At 70.2% G+C, this 22,307-nt stretch carries 18 protein-coding genes; 7 read left to right on the top strand and 11 right to left on the bottom strand.

Features of this window, described 5'->3' with window-relative positions:
• Positions 1-4: 4 nt before the first annotated feature.
• The 3 genes from ABH920_RS47440 to ABH920_RS47430 all read left to right on the top strand — a co-directional run bounded on the left by ABH920_RS47440 (position 5) and on the right by ABH920_RS47430 (position 6,014).
• On the top strand, positions 5-2,197 hold the full coding sequence (locus tag ABH920_RS47440) for a penicillin acylase family protein (RefSeq protein ID WP_370355955.1): 2,193 nt from the start codon (positions 5-7) through the stop codon (positions 2,195-2,197).
• Between the two features lie 250 nt (positions 2,198-2,447).
• The gene (locus tag ABH920_RS47435; protein ID WP_370355954.1) at positions 2,448-4,085 is read left to right on the top strand and encodes a condensation domain-containing protein; all 1,638 of its coding nucleotides are present in this window, start codon (positions 2,448-2,450) and stop codon (positions 4,083-4,085) included.
• Between the two features lie 87 nt (positions 4,086-4,172).
• Complete coding sequence (locus ABH920_RS47430; protein ID WP_370355953.1) at positions 4,173-6,014, top strand: alpha/beta hydrolase-fold protein; 1,842 nt, start codon at positions 4,173-4,175, stop codon at positions 6,012-6,014.
• A 72-nt stretch (positions 6,015-6,086) separates the two neighbouring features.
• On the opposite strand, the gene ABH920_RS47425 is transcribed toward ABH920_RS47430, so the two are convergent.
• The 5 genes from ABH920_RS47425 to ABH920_RS47405 form a co-directional block, all read right to left on the bottom strand.
• Positions 6,087-6,548: a hypothetical protein gene (locus ABH920_RS47425; protein ID WP_370355952.1), complete on the bottom strand. Its 462-nt coding sequence runs from the start codon at positions 6,546-6,548 to the stop codon at positions 6,087-6,089.
• Positions 6,549-6,666: 118 nt separating this feature from the next.
• Positions 6,667-8,898, bottom strand: a complete 2,232-nt coding sequence (locus tag ABH920_RS47420) for an alpha-amylase family glycosyl hydrolase (RefSeq protein WP_370355951.1) — start codon at positions 8,896-8,898, stop codon at positions 6,667-6,669.
• Positions 8,899-8,926: 28 nt separating this feature from the next.
• Positions 8,927-9,772: a sugar ABC transporter permease gene (locus tag ABH920_RS47415; RefSeq protein WP_370355950.1), complete on the bottom strand. Its 846-nt coding sequence runs from the start codon at positions 9,770-9,772 to the stop codon at positions 8,927-8,929.
• The gene (locus tag ABH920_RS47410) at positions 9,769-11,325 is read right to left on the bottom strand and encodes an ABC transporter permease subunit (RefSeq protein ID WP_370355949.1); all 1,557 of its coding nucleotides are present in this window, start codon (positions 11,323-11,325) and stop codon (positions 9,769-9,771) included. The genes ABH920_RS47415 and ABH920_RS47410 overlap by 4 nt, the downstream gene beginning before the upstream one ends.
• Positions 11,326-11,456: 131 nt before the next feature.
• Positions 11,457-12,587, bottom strand: coding sequence for an extracellular solute-binding protein (locus tag ABH920_RS47405; RefSeq protein ID WP_370355948.1), 1,131 nt, complete (start codon positions 12,585-12,587; stop codon positions 11,457-11,459).
• A gap of 7 nt (positions 12,588-12,594) precedes the next feature.
• Here ABH920_RS47405 and ABH920_RS47400 point away from each other — a divergent pair, with 7 nt between their 5' ends.
• A complete protein-coding gene (locus tag ABH920_RS47400; RefSeq protein ID WP_370355946.1) occupies positions 12,595-12,837 on the top strand; it encodes a hypothetical protein in 243 nt (80 codons plus the stop codon).
• Positions 12,838-13,016: 179 nt separating this feature from the next.
• Here ABH920_RS47400 and ABH920_RS47395 read toward each other — a convergent pair whose 3' ends face one another.
• Positions 13,017-14,033 carry a LacI family DNA-binding transcriptional regulator gene (locus ABH920_RS47395; protein WP_370355945.1) on the bottom strand — a complete coding sequence of 339 codons (1,017 nt, stop codon included), beginning with the start codon at positions 14,031-14,033 and terminating at the stop codon, positions 13,017-13,019.
• Between the two features lie 205 nt (positions 14,034-14,238).
• Here ABH920_RS47395 and ABH920_RS47390 point away from each other — a divergent pair, with 205 nt between their 5' ends.
• A complete protein-coding gene (locus ABH920_RS47390) occupies positions 14,239-15,948 on the top strand; it encodes a glycoside hydrolase family 13 protein (RefSeq protein ID WP_370355944.1) in 1,710 nt (569 codons plus the stop codon).
• A 34-nt stretch (positions 15,949-15,982) separates the two neighbouring features.
• Positions 15,983-17,641, top strand: coding sequence for a glycoside hydrolase family 13 protein (locus ABH920_RS47385; RefSeq protein ID WP_370355943.1), 1,659 nt, complete (start codon positions 15,983-15,985; stop codon positions 17,639-17,641).
• Positions 17,642-17,754: 113 nt separating this feature from the next.
• Here ABH920_RS47385 and ABH920_RS47380 read toward each other — a convergent pair whose 3' ends face one another.
• Positions 17,755-17,937, bottom strand: coding sequence for a hypothetical protein (locus tag ABH920_RS47380; RefSeq protein WP_370355942.1), 183 nt, complete (start codon positions 17,935-17,937; stop codon positions 17,755-17,757).
• Positions 17,938-17,971: 34 nt separating this feature from the next.
• Here ABH920_RS47380 and ABH920_RS47375 point away from each other — a divergent pair, with 34 nt between their 5' ends.
• The gene (locus tag ABH920_RS47375) at positions 17,972-18,205 is read left to right on the top strand and encodes a hypothetical protein (protein WP_370355941.1); all 234 of its coding nucleotides are present in this window, start codon (positions 17,972-17,974) and stop codon (positions 18,203-18,205) included.
• A 6-nt stretch (positions 18,206-18,211) separates the two neighbouring features.
• Here ABH920_RS47375 and ABH920_RS47370 read toward each other — a convergent pair whose 3' ends face one another.
• The 4 genes from ABH920_RS47370 to ABH920_RS47355 form a co-directional block, all read right to left on the bottom strand.
• Positions 18,212-19,387, bottom strand: coding sequence for a hypothetical protein (locus tag ABH920_RS47370; protein WP_370355940.1), 1,176 nt, complete (start codon positions 19,385-19,387; stop codon positions 18,212-18,214).
• A 202-nt stretch (positions 19,388-19,589) separates the two neighbouring features.
• Positions 19,590-20,486 (bottom strand): helix-turn-helix transcriptional regulator, encoded by an 897-nt coding sequence (locus ABH920_RS47365; RefSeq protein ID WP_370355939.1) that lies wholly within the window; start codon positions 20,484-20,486, stop codon positions 19,590-19,592.
• Positions 20,487-20,615: 129 nt separating this feature from the next.
• Complete coding sequence (locus tag ABH920_RS47360) at positions 20,616-21,428, bottom strand: class I SAM-dependent methyltransferase (protein ID WP_370355938.1); 813 nt, start codon at positions 21,426-21,428, stop codon at positions 20,616-20,618.
• 43 nt (positions 21,429-21,471) lie between these two features.
• Positions 21,472-22,305: a M55 family metallopeptidase gene (locus ABH920_RS47355; protein WP_370355937.1), complete on the bottom strand. Its 834-nt coding sequence runs from the start codon at positions 22,303-22,305 to the stop codon at positions 21,472-21,474.
• Positions 22,306-22,307: the final 2 nt, after the last annotated feature.

The following is a 22,307-nucleotide window of genomic DNA, read 5'->3' as shown; positions in this document are numbered from 1 at the left end:
GACCATGGAGGCTTTTCGCGATCAACACGGCATCCCCCACGCCCGCGCGGCGTCCGTCGAGGCGGCGTTCCGGGCCCAGGGGCATCTGGCGGCCCTGGACCGGGGCCTGCAGATGGAATACGTCCGGCGCAAAGCCTTGGGCACGTGGGCTGAGGTCGTCGGATCGCGGGCGCTTTCCGATGACAGGTTCTCCCGGCGGGTCGGCCTCGCGGCGGCGGCCCGCCGTTCGTATGAGGTGCTGGCCGACGAGACCAAGGCGGTCTTCGTCGCGTACGCCGAGGGGGTGAACGCGGCGCTGCCCGGGAGTCTGGCCGACTGCGACCTGCCGGAGCCGCCGGCGACGTGGGAGCCCTGGCACAGCGTCGCGGTGTATCTCGGCCGGCACGTCGGCATGGGGAGCATGGCGCACAAGCTGTTCCGGACCGCGCTGCTGCCGGTCGTACCGGCGGACGTGGTGTGGCGGGTCCGGGCCAACGCCAGGGACGAGCTGGTCGTGGTGCCGACCGGGGCGGTGCACCGGGTCGACGTCGAGGGGCCGCCGGAGGGGCACGGCGAGAAGGTGCGCGGGTGGCTGAACGGGCTCGCCGAGGTGCAGACCGTCGCCGCGTCCGCGGACCCGGCCGCCGGGAGCAACAACTGGGTGGTGTCCGGGGCGCACACGGTTTCGGGACGTCCGCTGCTGGCCGGGGATCCGCACCGGCCGTTCGAGACTCCGGGGCCGTACTGGCAGAACCACGTGTCCTGCGACGTTTTCGACGCGATCGGGTTGTCCTTCCCGGGCGTCCCCGGCTTCCCGCACTTCGGCCACAACGCGCATGTGGCGTGGGGTATCACGCACGGCATGGCCGATGACCAGGACCTGTTCGTGGAGAACCTGGACCGCGTGGACACCCGGACCGAGGTGATCCAGGTGCGGGACGCCGAGCCGGTCGAGATCACCGTGTACACCAGCGAGCGCGGCGGCGTGGTGGTGCAGGACGACGCCGCGAACACCGGGCTGGCGCTGCGCTGGACCGGGATCGCCGAGGCCGACCGGACGCTGGACTGCCTGCTGCCGATGCTGACGACCACCTCGGTCGCCGAGCTCGACGAGGTGATGCGCGGGTGGGCGGTGCCGGTGGACCACCTGATGATGGCGGACGTGCACGGGACGATCGGGTACCGGCTGCGGGGACGCGTGCCGAGCCGGGACGTGGCGAATTCGTGGGCTGCGGTACCCGGGTGGGACGAGGAGTACGCGTGGACCGGCTGGGTTCCGTTCGATCGGATGCCGGCGGCGCGTGATCCGGAGGAAGGGTTGTTGGTGTCGGCGAACAACCGGCCGAGTGCGGACACCACGCCGTATGTGGCGCATGACTTCGCCGGACCGGCGCGGGCCACGCGGATTCTGCAGCTGCTGCGCGAGGGCGTGGCGGCGGGCGAGGCTGACGGCGCCGGCGGGACCCTGGACCGGGCCGCGATGGAACGGATCCACGGCGACGTGGCGTCGCTGACGGCGCGGGAGTTCGTCGCCTCGCTGGAGCACGTGAAGGCCGCCGAGGGCAGCCGCCGGTCGCAGCTCCTTGAGATCCTGCGCGGCTGGGACGGCACGATGGGCCTGGGCTCGATCGCCGCGACGGTGTACACCGAGGCGCGCCGCGAGCTGCTGTCGACGGTGCCGTTGCCGACCGCGGCGGACTCCCACGCGCAGCTGCTGTCGCCGCAGCAGCGCACCGGCACGCTCTGGCTGTCGTTCCAGGCCCTGCTGGCCGGGGCGCGGGCCGGCGACGTGACGATGTTCGGCACCTGGTCGGACGCGGTCGGGCAGGCCCTGGACCAGACGGCGGAGCGACTGGAGACCGAGATCGGCCCGGACCTGGAGGACTGGACCTGGGGCCGGCTGCACCAGTGCCGCTTCACCGCCCTGCTGCCGGGAGTGCCGCCGGTGGCGGGGCGCCCGGTCCCGGGCGACAACGAGACGGTGCGCGCCGCAGGCCTGCACGGCATAGAGACCACGGCGGCGAGCTCGGGCTCGGTCGCGCGGTACGCGTTCGACCTGGGCGACTGGGAGAACAGCGGCTGGGTCGTGCCGGAGCAGACGGACGCGTGGTACGCGGCCCGGCTGGTGCCGATGCACTACGACTGGGAGGTGATCGAGCGGGTCGGGACGCCGATCGCGCTCGGGGCCGCGGCGGATCTGGAGGAGGCGGCGCGGTAGGGAAGCCGGTGCGGCCTTCAGCACGGGAGCAGCGCTGAAGGCTGCCGCTGACTCGGAGGCGGCTCGGACCGCGGCTGGACCTCGGCGCCGGTTTTGGCGAGCACGGTGCGGCGGCCGCGTTGCTGGAGCTGCGGACGAGCCGCCGGCGCACGGGGTGCAGCCGACAAGTCTCAAGATCTGCCGGGCCTCTGGATCACAGAACCCTCATATCCCTATCCTGGCCCTTTCGCCGACGCGACGAGGGGGCCAGGTGCGGGCTGACGCTGATCCGGACACCGCTTGGGATGTCGATCTCGGGGCGACGCAGCAGCGGTACCGTGACTTCCTCGCCGGTGCGTGGTTGCCGGGGCTGGGGCCGGGGGCACAGCCGGAGCCGTTGCCGGCGCAGCGGGTCCGGGTGACGTTCGCCGGCTCCGGGGCTGGTCGTGGCGTTCTGACGTGGGGACAGCGGGACATCTGGGCCACGATGCGGCGTCAGCGGAACTGGCTGCCGCAGGGGGGACGCCGGCCGCTGGCGCCCGGGACGCGGGTCGAGGATGTCGCGGCGGAGTTGGCGTATCTGCACGGCCGGTACCCCTCGATGCGTACCCGGCTCGTGTTCAGTGACCTGCCGGATGGTGCCGTTCGGCAGTGGGTGGCGCCGGCCGGCGAGACGTTCCTGGAGGTCTACGACACGCCGCCGGGTCAGGACCCTGATGTTTTGGCCGCCAGGGTGGAGGCGGTGTATCGGCGCCGGCCCTACGACCTGCGCGCCGAGTGGCCGGTGCGGATGGCCGTCGTGCGGAGTGGCGGCGTGTGCACGCACCTGGTCGTCCTCATGCATCACTTGGCGCTCGACGCGGGTGGGGCCGCAGTGATGATGCGGGAAGTAGCCTCCCGCGAGCACGCCGAGCCGGCGGGAATGCAGCCGTTGGAGCAGGCGGCGTGGCAGGCGTCGGAGGCCGGGCTTCGGCACGATGACAGGACCCTGCGGTACTTCGCCAAGGCGCTGGACCGGTTGGCCGCCGCGCCGCCGCCGACGCTCAAGCCCCGGCCGAGCGAGCCGCGCCACTGGTCCGGACGCCTCGTCTCCCCCGTGCTCGCCGGTGCGGTGGCGGCGGTCGGTGCCCGGCGCGCGGTCGACGACGCCGCGGTGCTCACCGCCGTGACCGCGATCGCGTTCGCGCGGGTCACCGGCACCGATCGGGTGCTGATGCGGCCGCGCGTCGGGAACCGGTTCCGGCCGGCGCTGGCCGACGTCGTGTGCTTCGTGGCGCAGAGCGGGCTGCTGGTGTTGGAGGTGGGCGACACGACGTTCGACGAGGCCGTGGATCGGGCGCGGGGAGCGACGCTGGCCGCGGTGAAGAACGCCTACTTCGATCCCGACGCGCTGGAGGCGCTGCTCGACCGGTTCGCCGCCGAGCAGGCGAGCGCGACGTATGCCGGCGCGCCGGTCCCCGCGATGTTCTTCAACGACCGGCACGCCGCCGAGCCCGCCGTCGACTACGCCACCAACGCCGCCCCGAACCCGCGCGAGCCGCAGCGCACGCGAGGCGCGTCGACGTTCGCGTGGCTGCGTCGCGGGCCGGAGCCGGCCGAGACGCTGTCGGTCACGGTCGACGACGCCGACGGTGCGCTGGCCGTCTCAGTACACTTCGACACGCATGTCATCGCGCCGGAGACGGCCGAGGAACTGCTGTGGGGAATCGAGCACGCCGCCATCGAGGCCGTGGCAGACGGCGACGCTCCGACCGGGATCCGACGGGCGACGCCGCCGACGAAGACACCGACTAAGACGCCGACAACGACGCCGACGAACACGCCGACACGCTTGCCGGCCACCGGACCCGAAACAGCCGCCGACCCCACCGCGACGCCCCCGAGTTCCTGGAATCGCCGGGAACCGTAAACCTCCTATCAGGATTCTGCCAGCCGGGCCCCGGGTAAGGATCGCAGCGTCCCTCTCCCCCCCGACAGCGTGCCCCGGAGGTGCCGCATGTCTCGTCGGCTGTCCCCGCGCAAACGTACCGCCGTCCTCCTCGCCCTGGTGCTGGCCCTGGTCGGGGCCACCGCCGCGGCCGCCCGGCCGCGGCACGAGCTGAAGTTCGACGTCTCCTTCCCCGCCGCGACCCGGACCGCGCCCGCCGACGGCCGGGCGTTCGTGATCGTGTCGACCACCGCGAGCTCCGATCCCCGGGAGCAGATCAACATCGTCAACGGCGCGCCGTACTGGGGCCGGGACGTCGAGGGGCTCCGTCCCGGGCGCCCGGTGCGGCTCGACTCCGGCGCCGCGACCTACGGCTACCCGCTGGCCACGCTCAACCAGCTGCCGCCGGGCCGCTACTACGTGCAGGCCTTCTTCACCGTCTACGACACCTTCCACCGCGGCGACGGCTCGACCGTCCAGATGCACATGCCCTGCGGCGACGGCCAGGACATCTTCAACTCGCCGCGGAACATGTACAGCACGCCGCAGTGGATCACCATCACCGGCGACGAGGACAAACCGCTCAAGCTGTCGCTGGACCACGTCATCACGCCGTCCGACCCGATCCCGGCCGGCGGCACCTGCCAGCAGGGCAACCCCGCCGACACCCAGCACGTGAAGCACATCAAGATCCTGAGTCCGGCGCTGACGAAGTTCTGGGGCACGCCGATCTACGTCGGCGCCAACGTGCTGCTGCCGCAGGGGTACGACGACCCGCAGAACGCGAACGTGCGCTACCCCGTCGAGTACCACTTCGCGCACTTCACCGAGAACGCGCCGCACGGCTTCAAGGAGGACGGCAGCAACTCCTTCTCCCAGTTCTGGCTCAACCCGAGCTCGCCGAAGTTCATCAGCATCGAGGTCCGCGAGGAGAACCCCTTCTACGACTCCTCCTACGTCGTCGACTCCCCCAACGTCGGCCCCTACGGCACCGCGACCACCCAGGAGCTGATCCCGGCCCTGGACGCGCAGTTCCGCACGATCGCCGCGCCCTGGGCCCGCGTCACCTCCGGCGGCTCGACAGGCGGCTGGGAAGCGCTGGCCTCGCTGGTGTTCAACCCGGGCGTCTACGGCGGCACCTTCGCCGGCTACCCCGACCCGGTGGACTTCCACCGGCACCAGATCGTCGACATCTACGACGACGCCAACGCCTACAACACCCTGCGCCAGTTCGACTACCCGACCCAGCGCCCCGACGACCGCAACACCGCCGGCGACTCCGTCTACGACATGGCGCAGGAGAACCTGTGGGAGCTGGCCATCGGCGACCACGACCGCAGCGGCGGCGCCTGGGCGATCTGGGAGGCGGTCTACGGCCCGCAGGGCAAGGACGGCTACCCGGCGCTGGTGTGGGACAAGCGCACCGGCGCGATCGACCACACCGTGGCCGCGCAGTGGAAGCCGAAGGACCTGGACGCCAAACTGGCGGCCGAGTGGTCCACGCTGGGCCCGCAGCTGCGGGGCGAGATCCACATGTACGTCGGCGACATGGACACGTACTTCCTGAACGACGCGGTGGAGCTGCTGCAGAAGAACCTCGACGCGCAGACCTCGCCGCCGGCCGACGCGACGTTCACCTACGGCCGCGAGAAGCCGCACGGCTGGTCGCCGTACACGGACGCGCAGTGGTTCGGCGTGTACGCGGCCTACGTGGCGTCGAAGGCGCCGGCCGGGACGGATGTCTCCGGGTGGCGCGGGGCCTCGACGACAGCCGCCCCGCCGGCATCGGCCGCAGTGGCAACCGCATCGTCGAAGGCGGCGGCCGCGAACACGGTGCGTGCGATGCTGCCGGCCTCGATGGACGGCGGTGTGATCGATCAGACGGATGTGAAGCTCGGACCGTCGCGGTGAGCAGCGAGGGCTGAGCATCGCGCGCAGCCGCTGGTCGTTGCCCGAATCAGGTGACGACCAGCGGCGAAGCGCCTATCCGGCAGCCGACAGCCAGCGGTCCGTGTCCCGGTGCCGGCCGAGCCCCACCGCGTCGAACTCGTCGAAGAAGTCGCCCTTGGTGGCACCGAGGAGCCGCAGGGCTTGCGAGATCGGACTGCCCTCGGGCGCGAAGGGCTCGCCTTCAACGCTGCTCAGCGGGCCGAACACCACGTGCCCGCCCTCCCAGACCTGCGCGCGCTGCGTCCCGGCCCCGCCCCAATAGTCGGCCTCGACATAGGCGACGGCGCCCAGCGTCGAACAATCGCTCAGCGCGCGGCCGAACCCGGCGGGCACCTCGGCGACACCGTCCGAGTCCAGGAACGTGTCGAGAAACGCGTCGGTGATCGGGAGCAGCGTCAAGCCCTGGTCGAGCGGGGCCAGCAGCGCGGGCTCGACGCCGTCGGCCAGCGCGCGGAGCACGGGCTCGGCGGCGATGACGGCCTGGAGGCGATACATGTGCGTATTCTCGTCGATCCCGGGCAGCCGCGCGGCACCGTCCACATGAACAGCGAGCGGCGGCGACCGGGCCCCTCAACCCGGTCGCCGCCTGTTCATCAGGAGTCGGAGATACGCCTCACCAGGCGACGGTCACGTTCCCCGTCCCGGAGGTCGGCACGGTGTACGTGTGGTTGGAGCCGCCTTCCCAGGTGACGGTGCCGTCCGAATGCTTGATGAAGAACTTGAACTGGATGTTCGCCCCGGCCGGGACGCTGGCCAGGCTGAACCACGTCGGATAGTTCGGATCCAGCAGCGGACCGATCGCGACCGAGGTGTCGGTGCTCCAGTTCCCCAGCTCGTCCTGGTCGCCGGCCAGATAGATCTCGTCGCCCGGCGAGGTCGAGGTGCCGGTGACGGTGAACGTCACCGGCACCTGCGTCCCGGTCTCCACGTGGTAGTTGATGCTGTTGCTCGCGGTACCTCCGGCCGAGGTCAGAACCACCGGAGCAGTGCCCGGCGCGACGCCCGACGGGATCGTGATGTCCGCCTCGCCGCCCGACCAGTAGTCCACGGTCGCCGGGACGCCGCCGACCGTGGCGGTGCCGGCGGCGGAGCCGAAGTTCACGCCGGTCACGGCCACCTTGTCGCCGCTGTGGCCGATCGTCGGGCCGATGTTGCCGACCTGCGGGGTGGACTGCGCCGGGGCGACGTACGACCACACCGCGGCCTGCCCCGGGTTCAGGGTGTAGGCGCCAGTCGGGTTGTTGCCGCCGGTGCCGGCGTTGACCGTGAGGGTGCCGCCGCCGAGGGAACCGCCCAGGACGTCGTTGTAGCTGCCGGCGGGCAGCGCGGTGTTCAGATTGGTCAAGGGGTAGCTGGCCGACGTGCTCTTGTTCACCGCGACCAGGACCGTGTCGTTGTAGAACTTGCGCTCGTAGACGTACACGTCGTTGTTGATCCAGCGCTGGGTCGAGCTGCCGTAGCGCAGGGCGGGGTTGCTCTTGCGCAGGGCCGCCAGCTTCTGGGTGATACCGAAGTTGCGGCTGTTCTCGGCGAACGAGCTGATCATCGGCCGGTTGTAGGGGTCGCCGCCGACCTGGCCGAAGGAGTTCGTGGTGTCGTTGTGCAGGTAGTTCTCGTCGCCGTAGTACACCGACGGGATGCCCGGCACGGTCATGTTCACCACGGTCGCCTGGTCCAGCAGCGTGGTGTTGTTGTTGATCGACAGGAAGCGGTTCTCGTCCTGGCTGTCGACGAAGTCCACCAGGTCGTTGGACCAGTTGAAGGAGCTCTGCTGGCGGCTGAGCTCGGAGTCCAGCTCCGACATGTTCGCGTTGCTCGCGAACACGTCGCGCACCGCGGTGTTCAGGTCGAAGTTCTCCAGCGACTGACCGTCGGTGTTCGCGAACTTCACCTCGTTCGGCCACAGCGCCGCGCTGCTGGGGTCGGCCCACTCGCCGTACATGAACACGCTGTGCGAGTTCTCGATGTGGTCGACGTAGCCCTTCAGCCAGCCGCCGGGCATGTGCTTCACGGCGTCCATGCGGATGCCGTCCACGCCGTGCCCGAGCCAGGTGTCGACGGCGCCCTGCACGTAGTTCGTGACCGCCGGGTTCTCCTGCGCCAGGTCGGCGAGGTTGAACAGGTTCTGGTACTCGACGTCGTAGAGGTTGTTGTAGTCCGCGACGCCGCCGTTGTGGTGGAAGTAGCCGTTCGGGTCGTTGTCGTACGTCGACAGCGTGGTCCCGTTCTGCTTCAGCGCGCCGCCGGCGCCGTAGTTCGGGTTGCTCGTGTCCTCGGGGTTGGTGTCGTTGACGGCCCAGTCCATGATCACCTTGATGCCCTTGGCGTGCGCCGCGGCGACCATGGCGTCGAAGTCGGCCCACTGTCCGAAGTGCGGCTCCGGGGTGTAGAAGTCCATGCCCCAGTAGCCGTGGTACCCGGCGGTGGTGTTGCCGCTGCTGTCCGGGACCGGCACGTTGACGTTCTGCACCGGCGGCGAGATCCAGATGGCGCCGACGCCGAGGTCGGACAGGTACTGCATCTTGGCGGTGACGCCGGCGAAGTCTCCGCCCCAGTACTCCTGCCAGTTGCTGTGCGTGGGGTCGTTCAGGTTCGGCGCGGACGACGGGTTGTCGTTGCTGGTGTCGCCGTTGTAAAAGCGGTCGGTCAGCAGCTGGTAGATCACATCGGAGGTCATATCGCCGGTGCTGACCGGCGTGGAGCTCAAAGCGGCGGCCGTCGAGCTCGGGGCGGCGGCGGACCGGATCGGGGCGGCCGAACTGGGGGCCGCGGCCGCGGTCACCGCGCTGGCCGCAGCCAGGCTCACGGCCGTGCCGACCAACGTGAGTCTGCGGCGTCTGTGCATGGTGCCTCTCCTATCCCAATGGTGCGGATCAGCCCTTGACGGCGCCCGCCGTCAAGCCCTTGACGAGATACTTCTGGAGGTAGAGGTAGATCAGGACGACCGGAATGCCGGCCAGCAGCGACCCGGCGGCGAACTCGCCGTAGTCGGTGTTGTGGTTGCCGGAGACCAGGCCGTACAGGCCGACGGCCAGCGTCTTGTGCGTGGTATCGGTGAGGAACACCCCGGCCAGCAGGATCTCGTTCAGGTTTGCCACGAACGAGAACAGCCCGACGACGACCAGCATCGGAACCGCCAACGGCAGCACGACCCGGAAGAAGACCTGCGCCTCGGACGCGCCGTCGATGCGCGCGGCCTCGTCGAGCTCCTTCGGGATGGTGTCCAAATAGCCCTTGAGCAGCCAGGTGTTCACCCCCATCGCGCCACCGAGGTACACCAGGATCAGACCCAGCGAGGTGTTCAGACCGGCGACCGGCAGCACCGAACCGATGTTGATGAACAGCAGATACAACGCCGTCAGCGCGATGAAGTTCGGGAACATCTGGACGAGCAGGATGCCGGTGAGGCCCGGCCGCCGGCCGCGGAAACTCAGCCGGGAGAAGGCGTACGCGCCACTGACGCCGATCAGGACATTCAGGACCGCCGCGACACCGCAGATTACCAGGGTATTGACATACCAGCGGACGTAGGGCGAGTTCGGGTCGTGGAACAGCTTGCTGAAGTTGGAGAAGCTGGCGCCGCTGGGGATCAGCGAGGTCGAGGACAGCGTGCCGACGGGGTTCAGCGCGGCCGATATCAGGAAGATGATCGGGACGAGCGCGAACACCAGGGCCGCCAGACCCACCAGGTGGCGCCACCACATCCGGTCCTTCATCATCGCGCGTACACCTCCTCCAGCTGGCGGGTCTGCCGGAATCCGGCGTAGGAGATCAGGCCGACCAGGACGAAGATCAGGAACGAGATCGCCGAGGCCAGGCCGTACTGCGCGCCCTGGCCGCCGAACGCCAGCCGGTAGGTGTAGCTGATCAGGATGTCCGTGTCGCCGGCGGTGGAGCTGCCCGAGGGGTACGGACCGCCGTCGGTCAGCAGCCGGATCACGTTGAAGTTGTTGAAGTTGTAGCTGAAGGAGGCGATCAGCAGCGGCATCGCGCCGATCAGCACCGTGGGCATGGTCACCGAGCGGAACACCCGGAACGGCGAGGCGCCGTCGACCTTCGCGACCTCCTTCAGCTCCTGCGGCACCGCCTGCAACAGGCCCGCGCAGACCAGGAACATGTAGGGGAAGCCGAGCCACAGGTTGGTCAGCAGGACCGAGCCGCGCGCGGCCCAGGGGCTGCCGAGCCAGTCGATGTGCGTGCCGAACAGCTTGTTCAGCAGGCCGAAGTCCTTGTTGTACATGCTCGACCAGACCAGCGTGGAGATGAACGCCGGCATCGCATAAGGAAGGAGAAGCAGGGAACTGTAAAGCCTTCGGCCGCGCATCCGCGGATGGTCCATGACCACCGCGAGCAGCAGTCCCAGACCGAAGGTGGTCAGGACCGACAGGATCGCGAAGGCGATCGTCCAGATGAGGACGCGCAGGAACGGTCCGCGGATGGCCGCGTCGGTGAGCACGGACGTGAAGTTCTTGAACCTGACGTCGATCTTCCAGCCGATCGGCAGCATCTTGCCGGAGCCGTCGGCCGCTTTGAACGTCCCGTTGGACGCCTTGTAGACGGTGTTGGTCCGGGTGTCCGTCATGGTCTGCGTGGCGGCGTCGTACTTCATCGTGAACTGACCGACGTACGCCTCCGACAGCCCGACGGACTTGATGAAGCCGCCGGAGACCGGTACCTCGAACCCGGCCAGCCGTTGGCCCAGGCCGTTGACCTGGATACCGCTCAGGATGTGCCAGCCCTGCGCGGTGATCACCTTGCCGGTGAACGGGTCCTTGGCCACCTGCGCGTCCGGCACCGGGGTGAGCCCGGTGGCGTCGCCGCGCTCGACCTTGCCGTTCGGGTCGGTGAGGAAGAAGACGAACGGACCGGAGGCGTCGGCGGTCCTGGTCGCCACCGACAGCTCGTAGCGCTGCGCACCGGGCTGCTCCAGCACCGAGTCGGCCTCGAGCTGCGCCACGGCCTGGGACTGGCTCAACCGGTGCCCGTCGCCGTAGTTGGTGAACGCGGTGCTGATCGTGTAGCCGATCGGGTAGACCTGGAACGCCAGCAACAGGATCGTGCCAGGCACCAGGAAGCGCGCGGCGATCCGCTTCGGGGTCAGGTAGACGTAGGCGAGGATCACCGTCACCGCGACGGAGATCGTCACGCCGGTCCACGAGTGCTTGTCGACCAGCGTCGGGATCGTCAGGACCGCGAAGGCCGCGACGAGTCCGACGAAGACGACCCGCGGCCACGACAAGCGCGCCAGACGCTCAGCGGGCGAGGGGGCCATGGCCGCTCCTTGCTTTCTCTCGGCTCCGCACGGTGCGACGGCCCGGGGGCAAATCGGGACGCCGCATCGTGCGGAGGTTCGGGGGGGGTGGAAGGACTGATCCGGAGGAGGACGAGAAGGTACGGGCCCGGTCAGCCCTTGGCGATCGCGGCCTTGATCTGCGTGGCCGCGTTCGTCATCGCCGTGTTCGGGTCGGCGCCGCCGACGATCGCCGCTTCGGCGATGCCGAGCGGGCCCCACACCGCGGACATCGCCGGGATCTGCGGGAGGACGACGCCGTGCGCGGCCGCGGCCTGGAAGGCGGCGATGTCCGGATCGGTCTTGGACACGTCGTCGTACGCCTCGGTCAGGGCCGGCGCGCGCGGGTCGACCTTGTACAGCGCCTCCTCGACGTCCTTCTTCGTCAGGTAGTTCAGCGTGAACTCCTGCGCCAGGGCCGTGTTCTTGGCCTTGGCCGAGACGTAGAAGGCCTGCACGCCGACGAACGGGGCCGACGGGCCCATGCCGGCGAAGCCGGGGACCGGGCTGATCGCGTACTTCAGGCCGGCCTTGCGGACCTGCTCCAGCGCCCACGGACCGGAGATCAGGTACGGGGTCTTGCCGGAGGTGAACAGCGACACCGCGTTGTTCGCGTCGATGGAGCGCTTGAAGACGTTCTGGCCCTTCTCGCCGTACTTGGCCAGCCGCGCTGCGAACGCCTTGGAGCCGGCGTTGTCGACACCGACCTGCGCGGGGTCGTAGCTGCCGTCGGCCTTGGTGCCGAAGATGAAACCGCCGGCCGAACCCAGCAGCGGCTGCGCCGTGTACGGGTCGCCCTGCTGGCCGATCTGCATCGCCAGCGCCTCGGAGGCCTTGCCCGCCTTCACCGCGGCCTGGCCGTTGGCCACCATCGCCTCGAAGGTCGCCGGGTTGGCGGCGGCCTCGCCGGTGTTGGTGATCAGCGCGAGGTTCTCGGTGGCATAGGGGACGCCGTAGACCTGGCCGTTGTAGGTGACGGCGTTCAGCGCGGTGGTCTCGAAGGCGCTCTTCTGCGACGCGGCCAGCGGCAGCGGCGAGATGGCGCCGTTCTGCACCAGGTTGCCGATCCAGTCGGTGGCGCCGACCACGATGTCCGGGCCCTTACCCGCGGCGGTCGCGGTGACGTACGCCGACTGCAGGTCGGTGGCGACCGGCTGGACGCTCACCGAGATGCCGTTGGCGCTGGCGAAGCTCTGCGCGAACTGCTGGAGCACCGGGGCCCGCTGCGCGTCGGTCCAGATCACCAGGTCCGTGTTGGGGTCGCGGACCGGCGGGGCGCTGGAGGAGGACGAGGGCGCCGACGCGACGGAGGAACTGGAACTCGTCGCGGACGGCGAGGAGGCCGAGCCCGTCGAGGACGACGAGCCCGCGGCGGCCGGCTTCGAGGACGAGCTGGAGCAGCCGGTCAGGGAAAGAGCTGCCGCTACGACCGCGACAGCCGCGGTCGTCAAGGAGGGACGGTATCTCACCATGACCCCTTTGGTCAGTTGTTGAGGGAAGGGAAGGAAGGGAAGGTACCCGCGCCCGACCTCCGCGCCACAGGTCAGAGCATTGACGGCGGTGGGGTCCGGCTGTGACTCGCTGTTAACACGGCAGACCCTAACCGGAAACTCGCGCCAGACAATCCGTTGCAGCTTCTTGCGTCGCTGTTGCAGCTACGTGCACCTGTGTTTCTACGTTTCTGCAAGCGGGCCCGTGGAGGCCCGTACGACCAACTCGGGGAAGAACAGCGACTCGGTCTTGCGGATGGTCACCCCGCGGATCTGGTCGATCAGCGTCCGGGCTGCGGCGACGCCCATGGAGAGCACCGGCTGGCGCACCGTGGTCAGCGGCGGGTCGGTGTAGCCCATGAGGATCGAATCGTCGTAACCGATCACGGAAACGTCCTCGGGGACCCGCTTGTGGTGTTGCTTCAGGGCCCGGATCGCACCGAGCGCCATCATGTCCGAGCCGCAGACGATGGCCGTGACGGTGCGCTGCAACAGCCTGGAAGCCCCCGCGTAGCCGCCCTCGACCCCGGGGAAGGAGATGTCGACCAGGTCCGGGTCGTAGCCGCCGGCGCCGAAGGCGGTCTCCATCGCGGTGCGGTAGCCGGCCAGCTGCCGGCGGGCCGGGACGTGCCGGTCGGAGGACAGCAGCAGCCCGATCCGGCGGTGCCCGAGCTCGGCCAGGTGCGCCACGGCCAGCTCCCCGGCGGCGCGGTCGTCGCAGGAGATGAACGGCGCCTCCAGGTTCGGGATGAAGCCGTTGACGAACACCAGCGGCAGCCGCTGCGCCACCAGGTCCCGGTAGCGGGAGTGGTCCTGGCCGGTGTCGGCGTGCATGCCGGAGACGAAGATGACGCCGGAGACGCCGCGGTCCAGCAGCATGCCGACGTACTCGTCCTCCCCCGCGCCCTCCGGCGTCTGGGAACACAGCACCGGCGTGAAGCCCTGGCGCGACAGGTTGGTCTCGATGACCTGCGCGCACAGCGGATAGATCGGGCTCTCCAGCTCCGGCAGCAGCAGGCCGACCAGGCCGGCGCTGCGGGGCCGCAGGCGGGAGGGGCGCTCATAGCCGAGCACGTCCAGCGCGGTCAGCACCGCCTTGCGCAACTGCGGGCTGACGCCGGGGCGTTCGTTGAGGACGCGGGAGACCGTGGCCTTGCTGACGCCGGCCTGCCGGGCTATGTCGTCGAGTCGAGAAGACATGCGCCGCACTATAGGTGTTGCGTTGCGAAACATGGAAGCAAAAGAGTGAAACACTGCGGCAAACATCGGCAACCCCTTACGGATCACGACTCGTTTGCCTAGCGTCTGGCTCGTGAATCCCCCTGTTCTCGGTCCCTCAGCCCACCACGACGGATCGCCTTTGTACGTCGGCGATCCCGCGCCCCGCGTCGGAGACAAAGCGGATGTGTTCGTCCGCACCTCCAAGGCGCTGGCGGCGAAGCGGGTACACGTGCGGTCCACACCAGACGGCGAACCGGCCTACGTCGAGGCACAGGTGGATCGGGAAGAGGGCGAGGAGGTCTGGTGGCGTGCGAGCGTGCCGGTCGTCAACGCGGAGCTCGGATATCGCTTCCTGCTGGAGACGCCGGGGCGGAGGACCTGGCTCAACGGACTCGGGCTCAGCACGGTCGACGTCACCGACAGCGCGGATTTCCGGCTCCCGACCTACGATCCGCCACCGACCTGGGCCGAGGGCGCGGTGGTGTACGAGATCTTCCCCGACCGGTTCGCGCGGTCGGCGGCGCATCCGGTCGGGGAGCTGCCGGATTGGGCCGTTCCGGCCGCATGGGACGATCCGGTCGCGTACGGCACTCCAGCCGGGACCAAGCAGGTCTACGGCGGGACGTTGTGGGGCGTCGCGGAAAAGCTCGACTACCTGCGCGGACTCGGGATCGACGCGGTGTATCTGACGCCGTTCTTCCCCGCGCGGTCCAACCACCGGTACGACGCCTCGTCGTTCGACGTCGTCGATCCGCTGCTCGGCGGGGATGAAGCGCTCAAGGAGTTGACCGCGCAGGCGCATCTGCGCGGGATCCGGGTCATCGGCGACATCACGCTGAACCACACCGGCGATCAGCATCCCTGGTTCCGGCGCGCGCAGGCCGATCCCTCCAGCGCCGAGGCGGGGTTCTACTACTTCGGCGCGGACCGCCGTCAGTACGCGTCGTTCTTCGGTGTGCCGTCGCTGCCCAAGCTCGACCACCGGTCCGAGGAGCTGCGGCGGCGGCTGTATGAGGGCCCGGATTCGGTGATCGCGCGGTATCCGGCGGAGTTCGGGCTGGACGGCTGGCGCGTGGACGTGGCGCAGTCGGCGGGGCGGTACGGGGCGATCGATCTCAACGCGCGGATGGCGCGGTCGGTGCGTGAGACGTTGCTCAAGACGGCGCCGGATTCCCTTGTCCTGGCTGAGCACCAGTTCGACGCCTCGGCGACGCTGCGCGGCGACGGCTGGCACGGGACGATGGCGTACGCCGGGTTCACGCGGCCGGTGCTGGGCTGGCTGGGCGCCGCCGACACGCCGGAGCTGTGGGGCGTGCCGGGCCGGCCGCCGGCTCTCGGCGGCGGCGCGATGGCCGCGGTGATGCGGGAGTTCGCGGCGCTGATCCCGTGGCGCGCCGTCACGCACAACATGACGCTGCTGGACTCGCACGACATGCCGCGGTTCCGGTCGCTGGTCGGCGGCGCGGGGCGGCAGGCGCTGGGGGTGGCGCTGCTGATGACGCTGCCGGGGCTGCCGATGGTGTTCGCCGGGGACGAGGTCGGGGTGCACGGGGCCCTGCACAACGAGGACGGACGGCGGGCTTTCCCGTGGGATGAGAGCACGTGGGATCAGGGTACGTATGAGATGTACCGCTCGCTGATCGCGCTGCGGCGTTCGCATCCGGCCCTGCGCTCCGGCGGGCTGCGGTGGCTGCACACCGCGGACGACGTCGTGTTGTTCGAACGGGCGCTGCCCGGGGAGAGGCTGGTGGTCCAGGTCAGCCGGGCGGCGCACCCGCCCCTGACCGCCCCGTTCGCCGCCGGGCATCTGCTCGGCGGACCCGATCTGAGCCCCGGCGTTCAGCTGCCGTCCGACGGACCGGCGTTCCATGTCTGGTGTGTCGAGAGTGCCTGAGCCTTCTCCCGTTTCGAGCCTCGGAGTGAAATCGATGAGCAGGATGAGCAGTTGGTGGCGTGACGCCGTCATCTACCAGGTCTACATACGCAGCTTCGCCGACGGGAACGGCGACGGCGTCGGCGACGTCGCGGGACTGCGCTCGCGGCTGCCGTACCTGGCGGCGCTCGGGGTGGACGCGTTGTGGCTGAACCCCTGGTACGCCTCGCCGCAGGTGGACGCCGGGTACGACGTGAGCGACTACCGGCGGCTGGATCCGCTGTTCGGCGACCTGGACGATGCCAAGGCGCTGATTAACGAGGCGCATGAACACGGGCTGCGGCTGATCCTGGACATCGTGCCGAACCACACCTCGGATCGGCACGCGTGGTTCCAGGAGGCGCTGGCCTCGGCGCCGGGTTCCGAGGCCCGGGCCCGGTACCACTTCCGGCCGGGGCGCGGCGCGGACGGCTCGGAGCCGCCGACGGACTGGCCGTCGATCTTCGGCGGCCCGGCCTGGACCCGGACCGTGGATGCCGACGGGAAGCCCGGGGACTGGTACCTGCACCTGTTCGCGCCGGAGCAGCCGGACCTGAACTGGACGAATCCGCAGGTGCGACGGGAGTTCGAGGACATCCTGCGGTTCTGGCTGGACCTGGGGGTGGACGGGTTCCGGATCGACGTGGCGCACGGACTGACGAAGGACCCTGCGTTCCCAGACCTGGCCTCGCGCGAGGCCGGCGGGATGCTCGACGCCGCGACGGAGGACCACCCGTACTTCGACCGCGACGAGACGCTGGCGATCTACGAGGACTGGCGGCGGGTCGCGGACTCGTACAAGGGCGAGCGGGTGTTCGTGGCCGAGGCGTGGGTCGCGGACGCCTCGCGGGTGGCGCGGTACCTGACGCCGACGCGGCTGCACACAGCTTTCAACTTCGGCCTGCTGAGCTGCCCCTGGGACGCCGAGGCGCTGCGGACGGAGATCGACGCGACGCTCGGCGTGCTGGCGGCCGTCGGCGCACCGCCGACGTGGGTGCTGTCGAACCACGACGTGATCCGGCACGCCACGCGCTACGGCCGCGCGCAGACGTCGCTAGCCGACGCCCGTCGACTGTACGGAACGCCGGTGGACCACGCGCTGGGCGAGCGGCGCGCGCGGGCGGCGGTGCAGCTGATCAACGCGCTGCCCGGCGGGACGTACGTGTACCAGGGCGAGGAGCTGGGGCTGCCGGAGGTGGAGGACCTGCCGCCAGCGGTCTGGCAGGACCCGAACCGCCGGTACAAGGACCACGACGGCCCGGTGCGGGACGGCTGCCGCGTGCCGCTGCCCTGGTCGGGCGACGCGCCGCCGTTCGGCTTCTCGCCGGAGGGCGCGGCGGCTGCGCCGTGGCTGCCGCAGCCGGCGGAGTGGAAGGAACGCACGGCGGCGGCGGAGGAGCAGGACGCTGCCTCGATGCTGTCGCACTACCGCGCGCTGCTACGGATCCGCCGCGAGTGGCTGGGGCGCGGCCTCGGGGACGGCGCGGCGTTGGAGTGGCTGCCGGAGGCGGCGGAGGGCGTGCTCGCGTTCCGGCGCGGGGAGGTGGTGTGTTACGCGAACCTGTCGAAGGCGGCGGTGGAGCTGCCGGCGGGGTATCGGGTGCTGATCGCTTCGGAGCCGGTGGCGGGGGCGATGCTGCCGGTGGATGCGGCGGTTTGGTTGGTGGCCGAGTAGGCGCCGGGGCTCGGTGCGCTGCACGGGTGCGGCTGGTCTGCGGCTTTGGGCCGCTGGCGTGACCTGGCGCGCGGGGCGGGCATGGCGGCATTTTGTTAGGGAATTATCGCCCCTTATACGCAGATATAGCACGCGCCACCGACACAACCGCCGGCACATAGCACGCAACGTCGACACACCACCGACACGACCAACGCCACGACTACCGCCACCATCGCCATCGCCATCGCCATCGCCATCGCCATCGCCATCGCCACAACCACCAGCACCCACACATCCAGCCCCTCGCGCGCCATTGACTCCCACCGCGCTTCTCAGGATGCTGACCTCGTGGAACCCTTCAAACCACGAGGCTGGCTGTGGGACCGGCCGATGCCCCGCTTCCTGGGCTACGGCGTGGTCTGGATCGCCTTCTGGGGTGCGGCCGGAGCAGCGCTGGACGCGCTGCAAAAGCAGCACCGGCCACTGCTGGTGGCCGGTGCGTTGTCGGTCGCGTGGTTCAGCGCCGCGTTCCTCGTCTATGACGCGGTGCGGTACCTGCTGTGGCGCCGTCGTGGGGAGTGACTTCGGCTACTGTGCGTCGCCGTGTCCGTCCCAGTGCCGGCCCTCGTGTCCCTGGACGAACAGCAGGCCCTTGGGGCTTTGCAGCTTCACGTCCGTCGCCACCGCGGTCGCGACGCCGGTCTTCTCGTTGATCAGCTTCAGGCCGGGGGTGTTCGCCAGGTCGCCGGAGCCGGGGGCGGGCTGTGCCGCGAACAGTTCGCCGCGGGCGTAGCCGTCGGTGTCCAGGGTGTAGATGCTGCCGCTCTTCTGGTCGACGATGAACAGCCGGCCCTCGCCGCCGGTCGGGGTGACGTCGTCCAGCTGCGGGGTCACCGAGGTCGGGCCGGTGGCGTTCGTGAGGTCCAGTTCGTGCAGCGCCGGGTGCTTGGCGTCCAGGTCGGTGGCGAAGATCAGCTTGCTGTCGGCCTGCGAGTCCTGGATCAGGGTGCCGCCGTCGGGGCCGGGGACCCACTTGTTGGAGTCCGGGTCGGTCAGGCCCATCGACACGGTCTTCGGGGCGCCGGGGGCCGGGTTGACCACGGTGGCCTTGTCGTTCACGCCGAACAGCGGGGTCAGGGCGGCCGTGGTGCCGGTCAGCTTGATCGTGTAGACCGCCGGGGCGTTGTTCGGGGCGGGCAGCGAGACGTCGGGGTTGGAGTGCGCGACGTAGATGGTGCCGTCGCGGCCGATCGCGACCGAGTCCGTGCCGCCGTTGGCGCCGTCCGAGCCGGTCTGCGCCGGGTTCGGGAAGTAGGTGTAGTGCTTGAGGCCGCCGGTGCCCTCGCCGGGGGTGATCGTGTAGAGCGTGGAGTTCAGGTCCTCGTTCACGGTGGCGATCACGCGGTGGTGCCGCGGGTCGCCGGTGAGGCCGTCGACGCGCCCGGCGATCGTCCAGTGCCCCTCGACGCAGCCGGTGCGCAGGTCGAAGGCGACGACGTCGCTCTTGCTGCCGGCCGGGTCGCCGGTCGGGCCGGCGTCGTTCTGGTACGTGACGAAGACCAGGTCGCCCAGGCGGGTGATGTCGTCCGGGTTGGTCATGCCGGCCGGGGCCTTCGCGAACAGCTCCAGGTGCGCGACGGAGGTGTGCGCGGCAGCCGCCCCCGAGGTCGCGGCCTGCGCCGAGACCGCGGGGACCAGGGCGGACGCGACACCGGTCAGAGCCAGGACACTGAGTCGCGCGCGGCGCGAGGCGGAAGAGGTCATGTGGGGACTCCCGGAGGGTTTGCAGCCAGGACAGCGAGGCTCTGCTACACCGCGTAGCAGCGCATCGCCAGCCTGGGCTCCGAGCCGGGCGATGATCAAGATCGATGTCCGGTTCGGCCGCGAAGTTCAGCCACTGTTCGTATGCCGTCGCACCGGCGGCTCCTTACATCCGGTCAACCTCCGCGAACCGCTTCACAGCAGGTCAGACCGCCGGACGTGCGTCCTGCTGGGATGTCTGCCCCTGCTCCTGCTCGACGGTCGCCGCCCAACTCGCCAACAGCGCCATCTTCTCCTCCGACGGCGTCCCGGGCTCGGCGCTGTAGACGCTCGTCGCCAGGCCGCTGCCGTCGGTCAGCTCCAGCGACTCGTACGCCAGCCGCAGCTCGCCGACCACCGGATGGTGGAAGACCTTCACCCCGGCGTTGTGGAACCGCACGTTGTGCGCGGCCCACCGAGTCCGGAAGAACTCGCTGCGCGTCGACAGCTCGCCGATCAGGTCTGTCAGAGCCTTGTCATACGGGTTGCGCCCGGCCTCCGAGCGCAGGGCGGCGACCGTGTCGTTCGCCGTCCGCTCCCAGTCGCCGTAGAACTCCTCGGCGCGCGGGTCCAGGAACACGAACCTCGCGACGTTCACCGGCGGCTGGCGCCCCTCGTAGACCGGCGCCAGCAACGCCCGGCCCATCCGGTTGACCGCCAACGATTCGAAGCGGCCGTTGCGCACGTGCGCGGGGAAGTTCTCCATCCCGTCCAAGATGCGCTGCACGATCGGACGGACCTGCTGCTTGGCCGCGCGGCGCACCTGCGAGCCGCCGGAACTGGCGGCACGCGCCAGGTCGAACAGGTGGGCCCGCTCGGCGTCGTCCAGCTGGAGGGCGCGCGCCAGGTTGTCCAGCACGCTCTCCGAGACGCCGCGCGCGTTGCCGCGCTCCAGCCGGGTGTAGTACTCGACGCTTACCCCGGCCAGCAGCGCCACCTCCTCGCGCCGCAGGCCCGGGACCCGCCGGTGGCTGCCGCCGTAGGCGGGCAGGCCGGCCTGGTCGGGGGTGATCCGCGCGCGCCGGGAGGTGAGGAAGTCACGGAACTCGTCTCGGCCGTCCATGATCTCCAGGCTACGGCTGAGGGCTGCGGGGTGACAGGTCCTGGTAGTACCTGTCTCGTGGGGACCTGACCGGTCTCGTCGGGATCTGCTCCTGGTCAGGGAGCTCTGTGCGCCAGAGTGCGCCGCAGATCAGAGTGCCCGGTGCGTCACCGCGAGCAGGTGGCCGCCGGCGGCGAGCAGTTCCGGATGGTCGTCGGCGAGCCGGGCCGCGCGCAGAGCCGCCTCGAAGGCCTCCGGATCGTCCTCGACCAGGCCGCTGGCGATGAGCGGGAACAGCGGGCCCTCGATGCCGAAGAGCCTGGGTTCGGCCAGGTCGGCGGCCCGGAAGTCCTGCCGGATCTGCTCGACGCTGTGGAAGTGGGCCACGGTGAAGCCGCTCTCGGGGTCGTTCACGCCGTGCTGGTCCAGCGTGCCGAGCAGGGCGTAGAGGGCGTCGTCGTTGATCTTGCGCTTCGCGGCCAGGTCCAGGATCGGCGTCTGGCGGCCGATGAACGCGGCGGCGATCAGGCCGCCGGGGCGCACCACCCGGTCGGCTTCGCGCAGGGCGCGGGCGCGGTCGTCGGGTTCGATGAGGTGGTAGAGCGGGCCGAGCAGCAGGACGGCGTCGGCTGAGGCGTCCGGGGCTTGCAGGGCGCGGGCGTCGCCGGTCTGGACGGTGAACGTGCCGTACTCGGCGGCCTGCTCGCAATGCCGGGCGACGGGGTCGATGAGCGTGACGTCGTAGCCGAGGTGCGCCAGCCAGGCCGCGTAGACGCCGGGTCCGCCGCCGACGTCCAGGATGCGTGCGGGCGCCGGTGGCAGCTCCCGCAAGAGGAGTTGCTTGGTGCGTTCGCGTTCCAGGCGTCCGAAGGCGTTGACCGACAGGCGGTCGGCTTCTTCGTAGCGCTCGCTGTAGTACTCGGCGATGTGTGGGTTCAGCTCAGGGCTCTGTGTCGCGTCCATGAACGGAGTATTCCGGGCCGCGCAGGGCGGGACCAACGGGATTTCAGCAGTAAGGAGGCTGATTCGTCAGCGCGGTGGCGACGCGCATCCAGACCCCGAACTGCCGAAACAGGTCCGGCGGCGTGCCGACGGCCCGCACCGTGCGCGGGTCGACCGCGGTCACGCCGGGGATGCCGAGCAGTGTCTCGGCCACCGCCGAGGACTGCCAGCGCACGACGAGGGTCGAGGTGGCGTCGCCGGGTGCTCCGGTCCCGGCGCGTTTCTCGACGAGGGCCCTGGCGACGTTCTCCTCGATGGCGATGCGGGCTTCGTTCTGCGGGCGCAGTTCGGCGGCGAAGCGGCTTCGGACGTACTTCACCGGGGTGGTGGCGACGGCGGCGTCCCAGTCGGTGGCCTCGGCGCAGGCGGCGTCGTCGCCGGTGAGGGCGATGAGCGGGACGCCCAGGGCCGCGGCGCAGGCGTGGACCAGGCCGATCTCGCCGGTGGCGCGCTCGTCGAGCCACATGTCCTCGATCTCGTGGCCCATGAAGCTGTGGCTCAGGACGCCGTGGGCGCCGGCGCGGGCGTGGTAGCCGACGCAGACCAGGGCGTCGTGGGCGCCGGTGAGGCCTTCGATCATGCCCATGGTCTTGGGCTTGCCGCGGATCAGGCGGGCGGCGGGGTGCAGGGTGTCGACCATCAGGTTGCGCATGGGGCCGTGGGCGTCGTTCACCACGATCTCGGTGGCGCCGCCCCGGACCGCGCCGCGGACGGCGGCGTTGACGTCCTCGGTCATCGCCAGCCGCCCGCGCTCGTAGTCGCGGCCGCCGGGCTGGACGTCGTCGGCGTCGACGAGCCCGGTGATCCCCTCCATGTCCGCGCTGATGTAGATCCGCATAG

This window comes from Catenulispora sp. EB89, assembly GCF_041261445.1.
Classification (GTDB): domain Bacteria; phylum Actinomycetota; class Actinomycetes; order Streptomycetales; family Catenulisporaceae; genus Catenulispora.
This window is presented reverse-complemented; position numbering and strand designations above follow the sequence as displayed.

Bases quoted from the DNA above. Each gene is read 5' to 3' on its own strand.
- ABH920_RS47370 (WP_370355940.1), bottom strand. From the start codon at position 19,387: ATGACCTCTTCCGCCTCGCGCCGCGCGCGACTCAGTGTCCTGGCTCTG.
- ABH920_RS47355 (WP_370355937.1), bottom strand. From the start codon at position 22,305: ATGCGGATCTACATCAGCGCGGACATGGAGGGGATCACCGGGCTCGTC.
- ABH920_RS47420 (WP_370355951.1), bottom strand. From the start codon at position 8,898: ATGCACAGACGCCGCAGACTCACGTTGGTCGGCACGGCCGTGAGCCTG.
- ABH920_RS47360 (WP_370355938.1), bottom strand. From the start codon at position 21,428: ATGGACGCGACACAGAGCCCTGAGCTGAACCCACACATCGCCGAGTAC.
- ABH920_RS47425 (WP_370355952.1), bottom strand. From the start codon at position 6,548: ATGTATCGCCTCCAGGCCGTCATCGCCGCCGAGCCCGTGCTCCGCGCG.
- ABH920_RS47440 (WP_370355955.1), top strand. From the start codon at position 5: ATGGAGGCTTTTCGCGATCAACACGGCATCCCCCACGCCCGCGCGGCG.
- ABH920_RS47415 (WP_370355950.1), bottom strand. From the start codon at position 9,772: ATGATGAAGGACCGGATGTGGTGGCGCCACCTGGTGGGTCTGGCGGCC.
- ABH920_RS47365 (WP_370355939.1), bottom strand. From the start codon at position 20,486: ATGGACGGCCGAGACGAGTTCCGTGACTTCCTCACCTCCCGGCGCGCG.
- ABH920_RS47410 (WP_370355949.1), bottom strand. From the start codon at position 11,325: ATGGCCCCCTCGCCCGCTGAGCGTCTGGCGCGCTTGTCGTGGCCGCGG.
- ABH920_RS47395 (WP_370355945.1), bottom strand. From the start codon at position 14,033: ATGTCTTCTCGACTCGACGACATAGCCCGGCAGGCCGGCGTCAGCAAG.
- ABH920_RS47380 (WP_370355942.1), bottom strand. From the start codon at position 17,937: ATGGCGCGCGAGGGGCTGGATGTGTGGGTGCTGGTGGTTGTGGCGATG.
- ABH920_RS47385 (WP_370355943.1), top strand. From the start codon at position 15,983: ATGAGCAGGATGAGCAGTTGGTGGCGTGACGCCGTCATCTACCAGGTC.
- ABH920_RS47430 (WP_370355953.1), top strand. From the start codon at position 4,173: ATGTCTCGTCGGCTGTCCCCGCGCAAACGTACCGCCGTCCTCCTCGCC.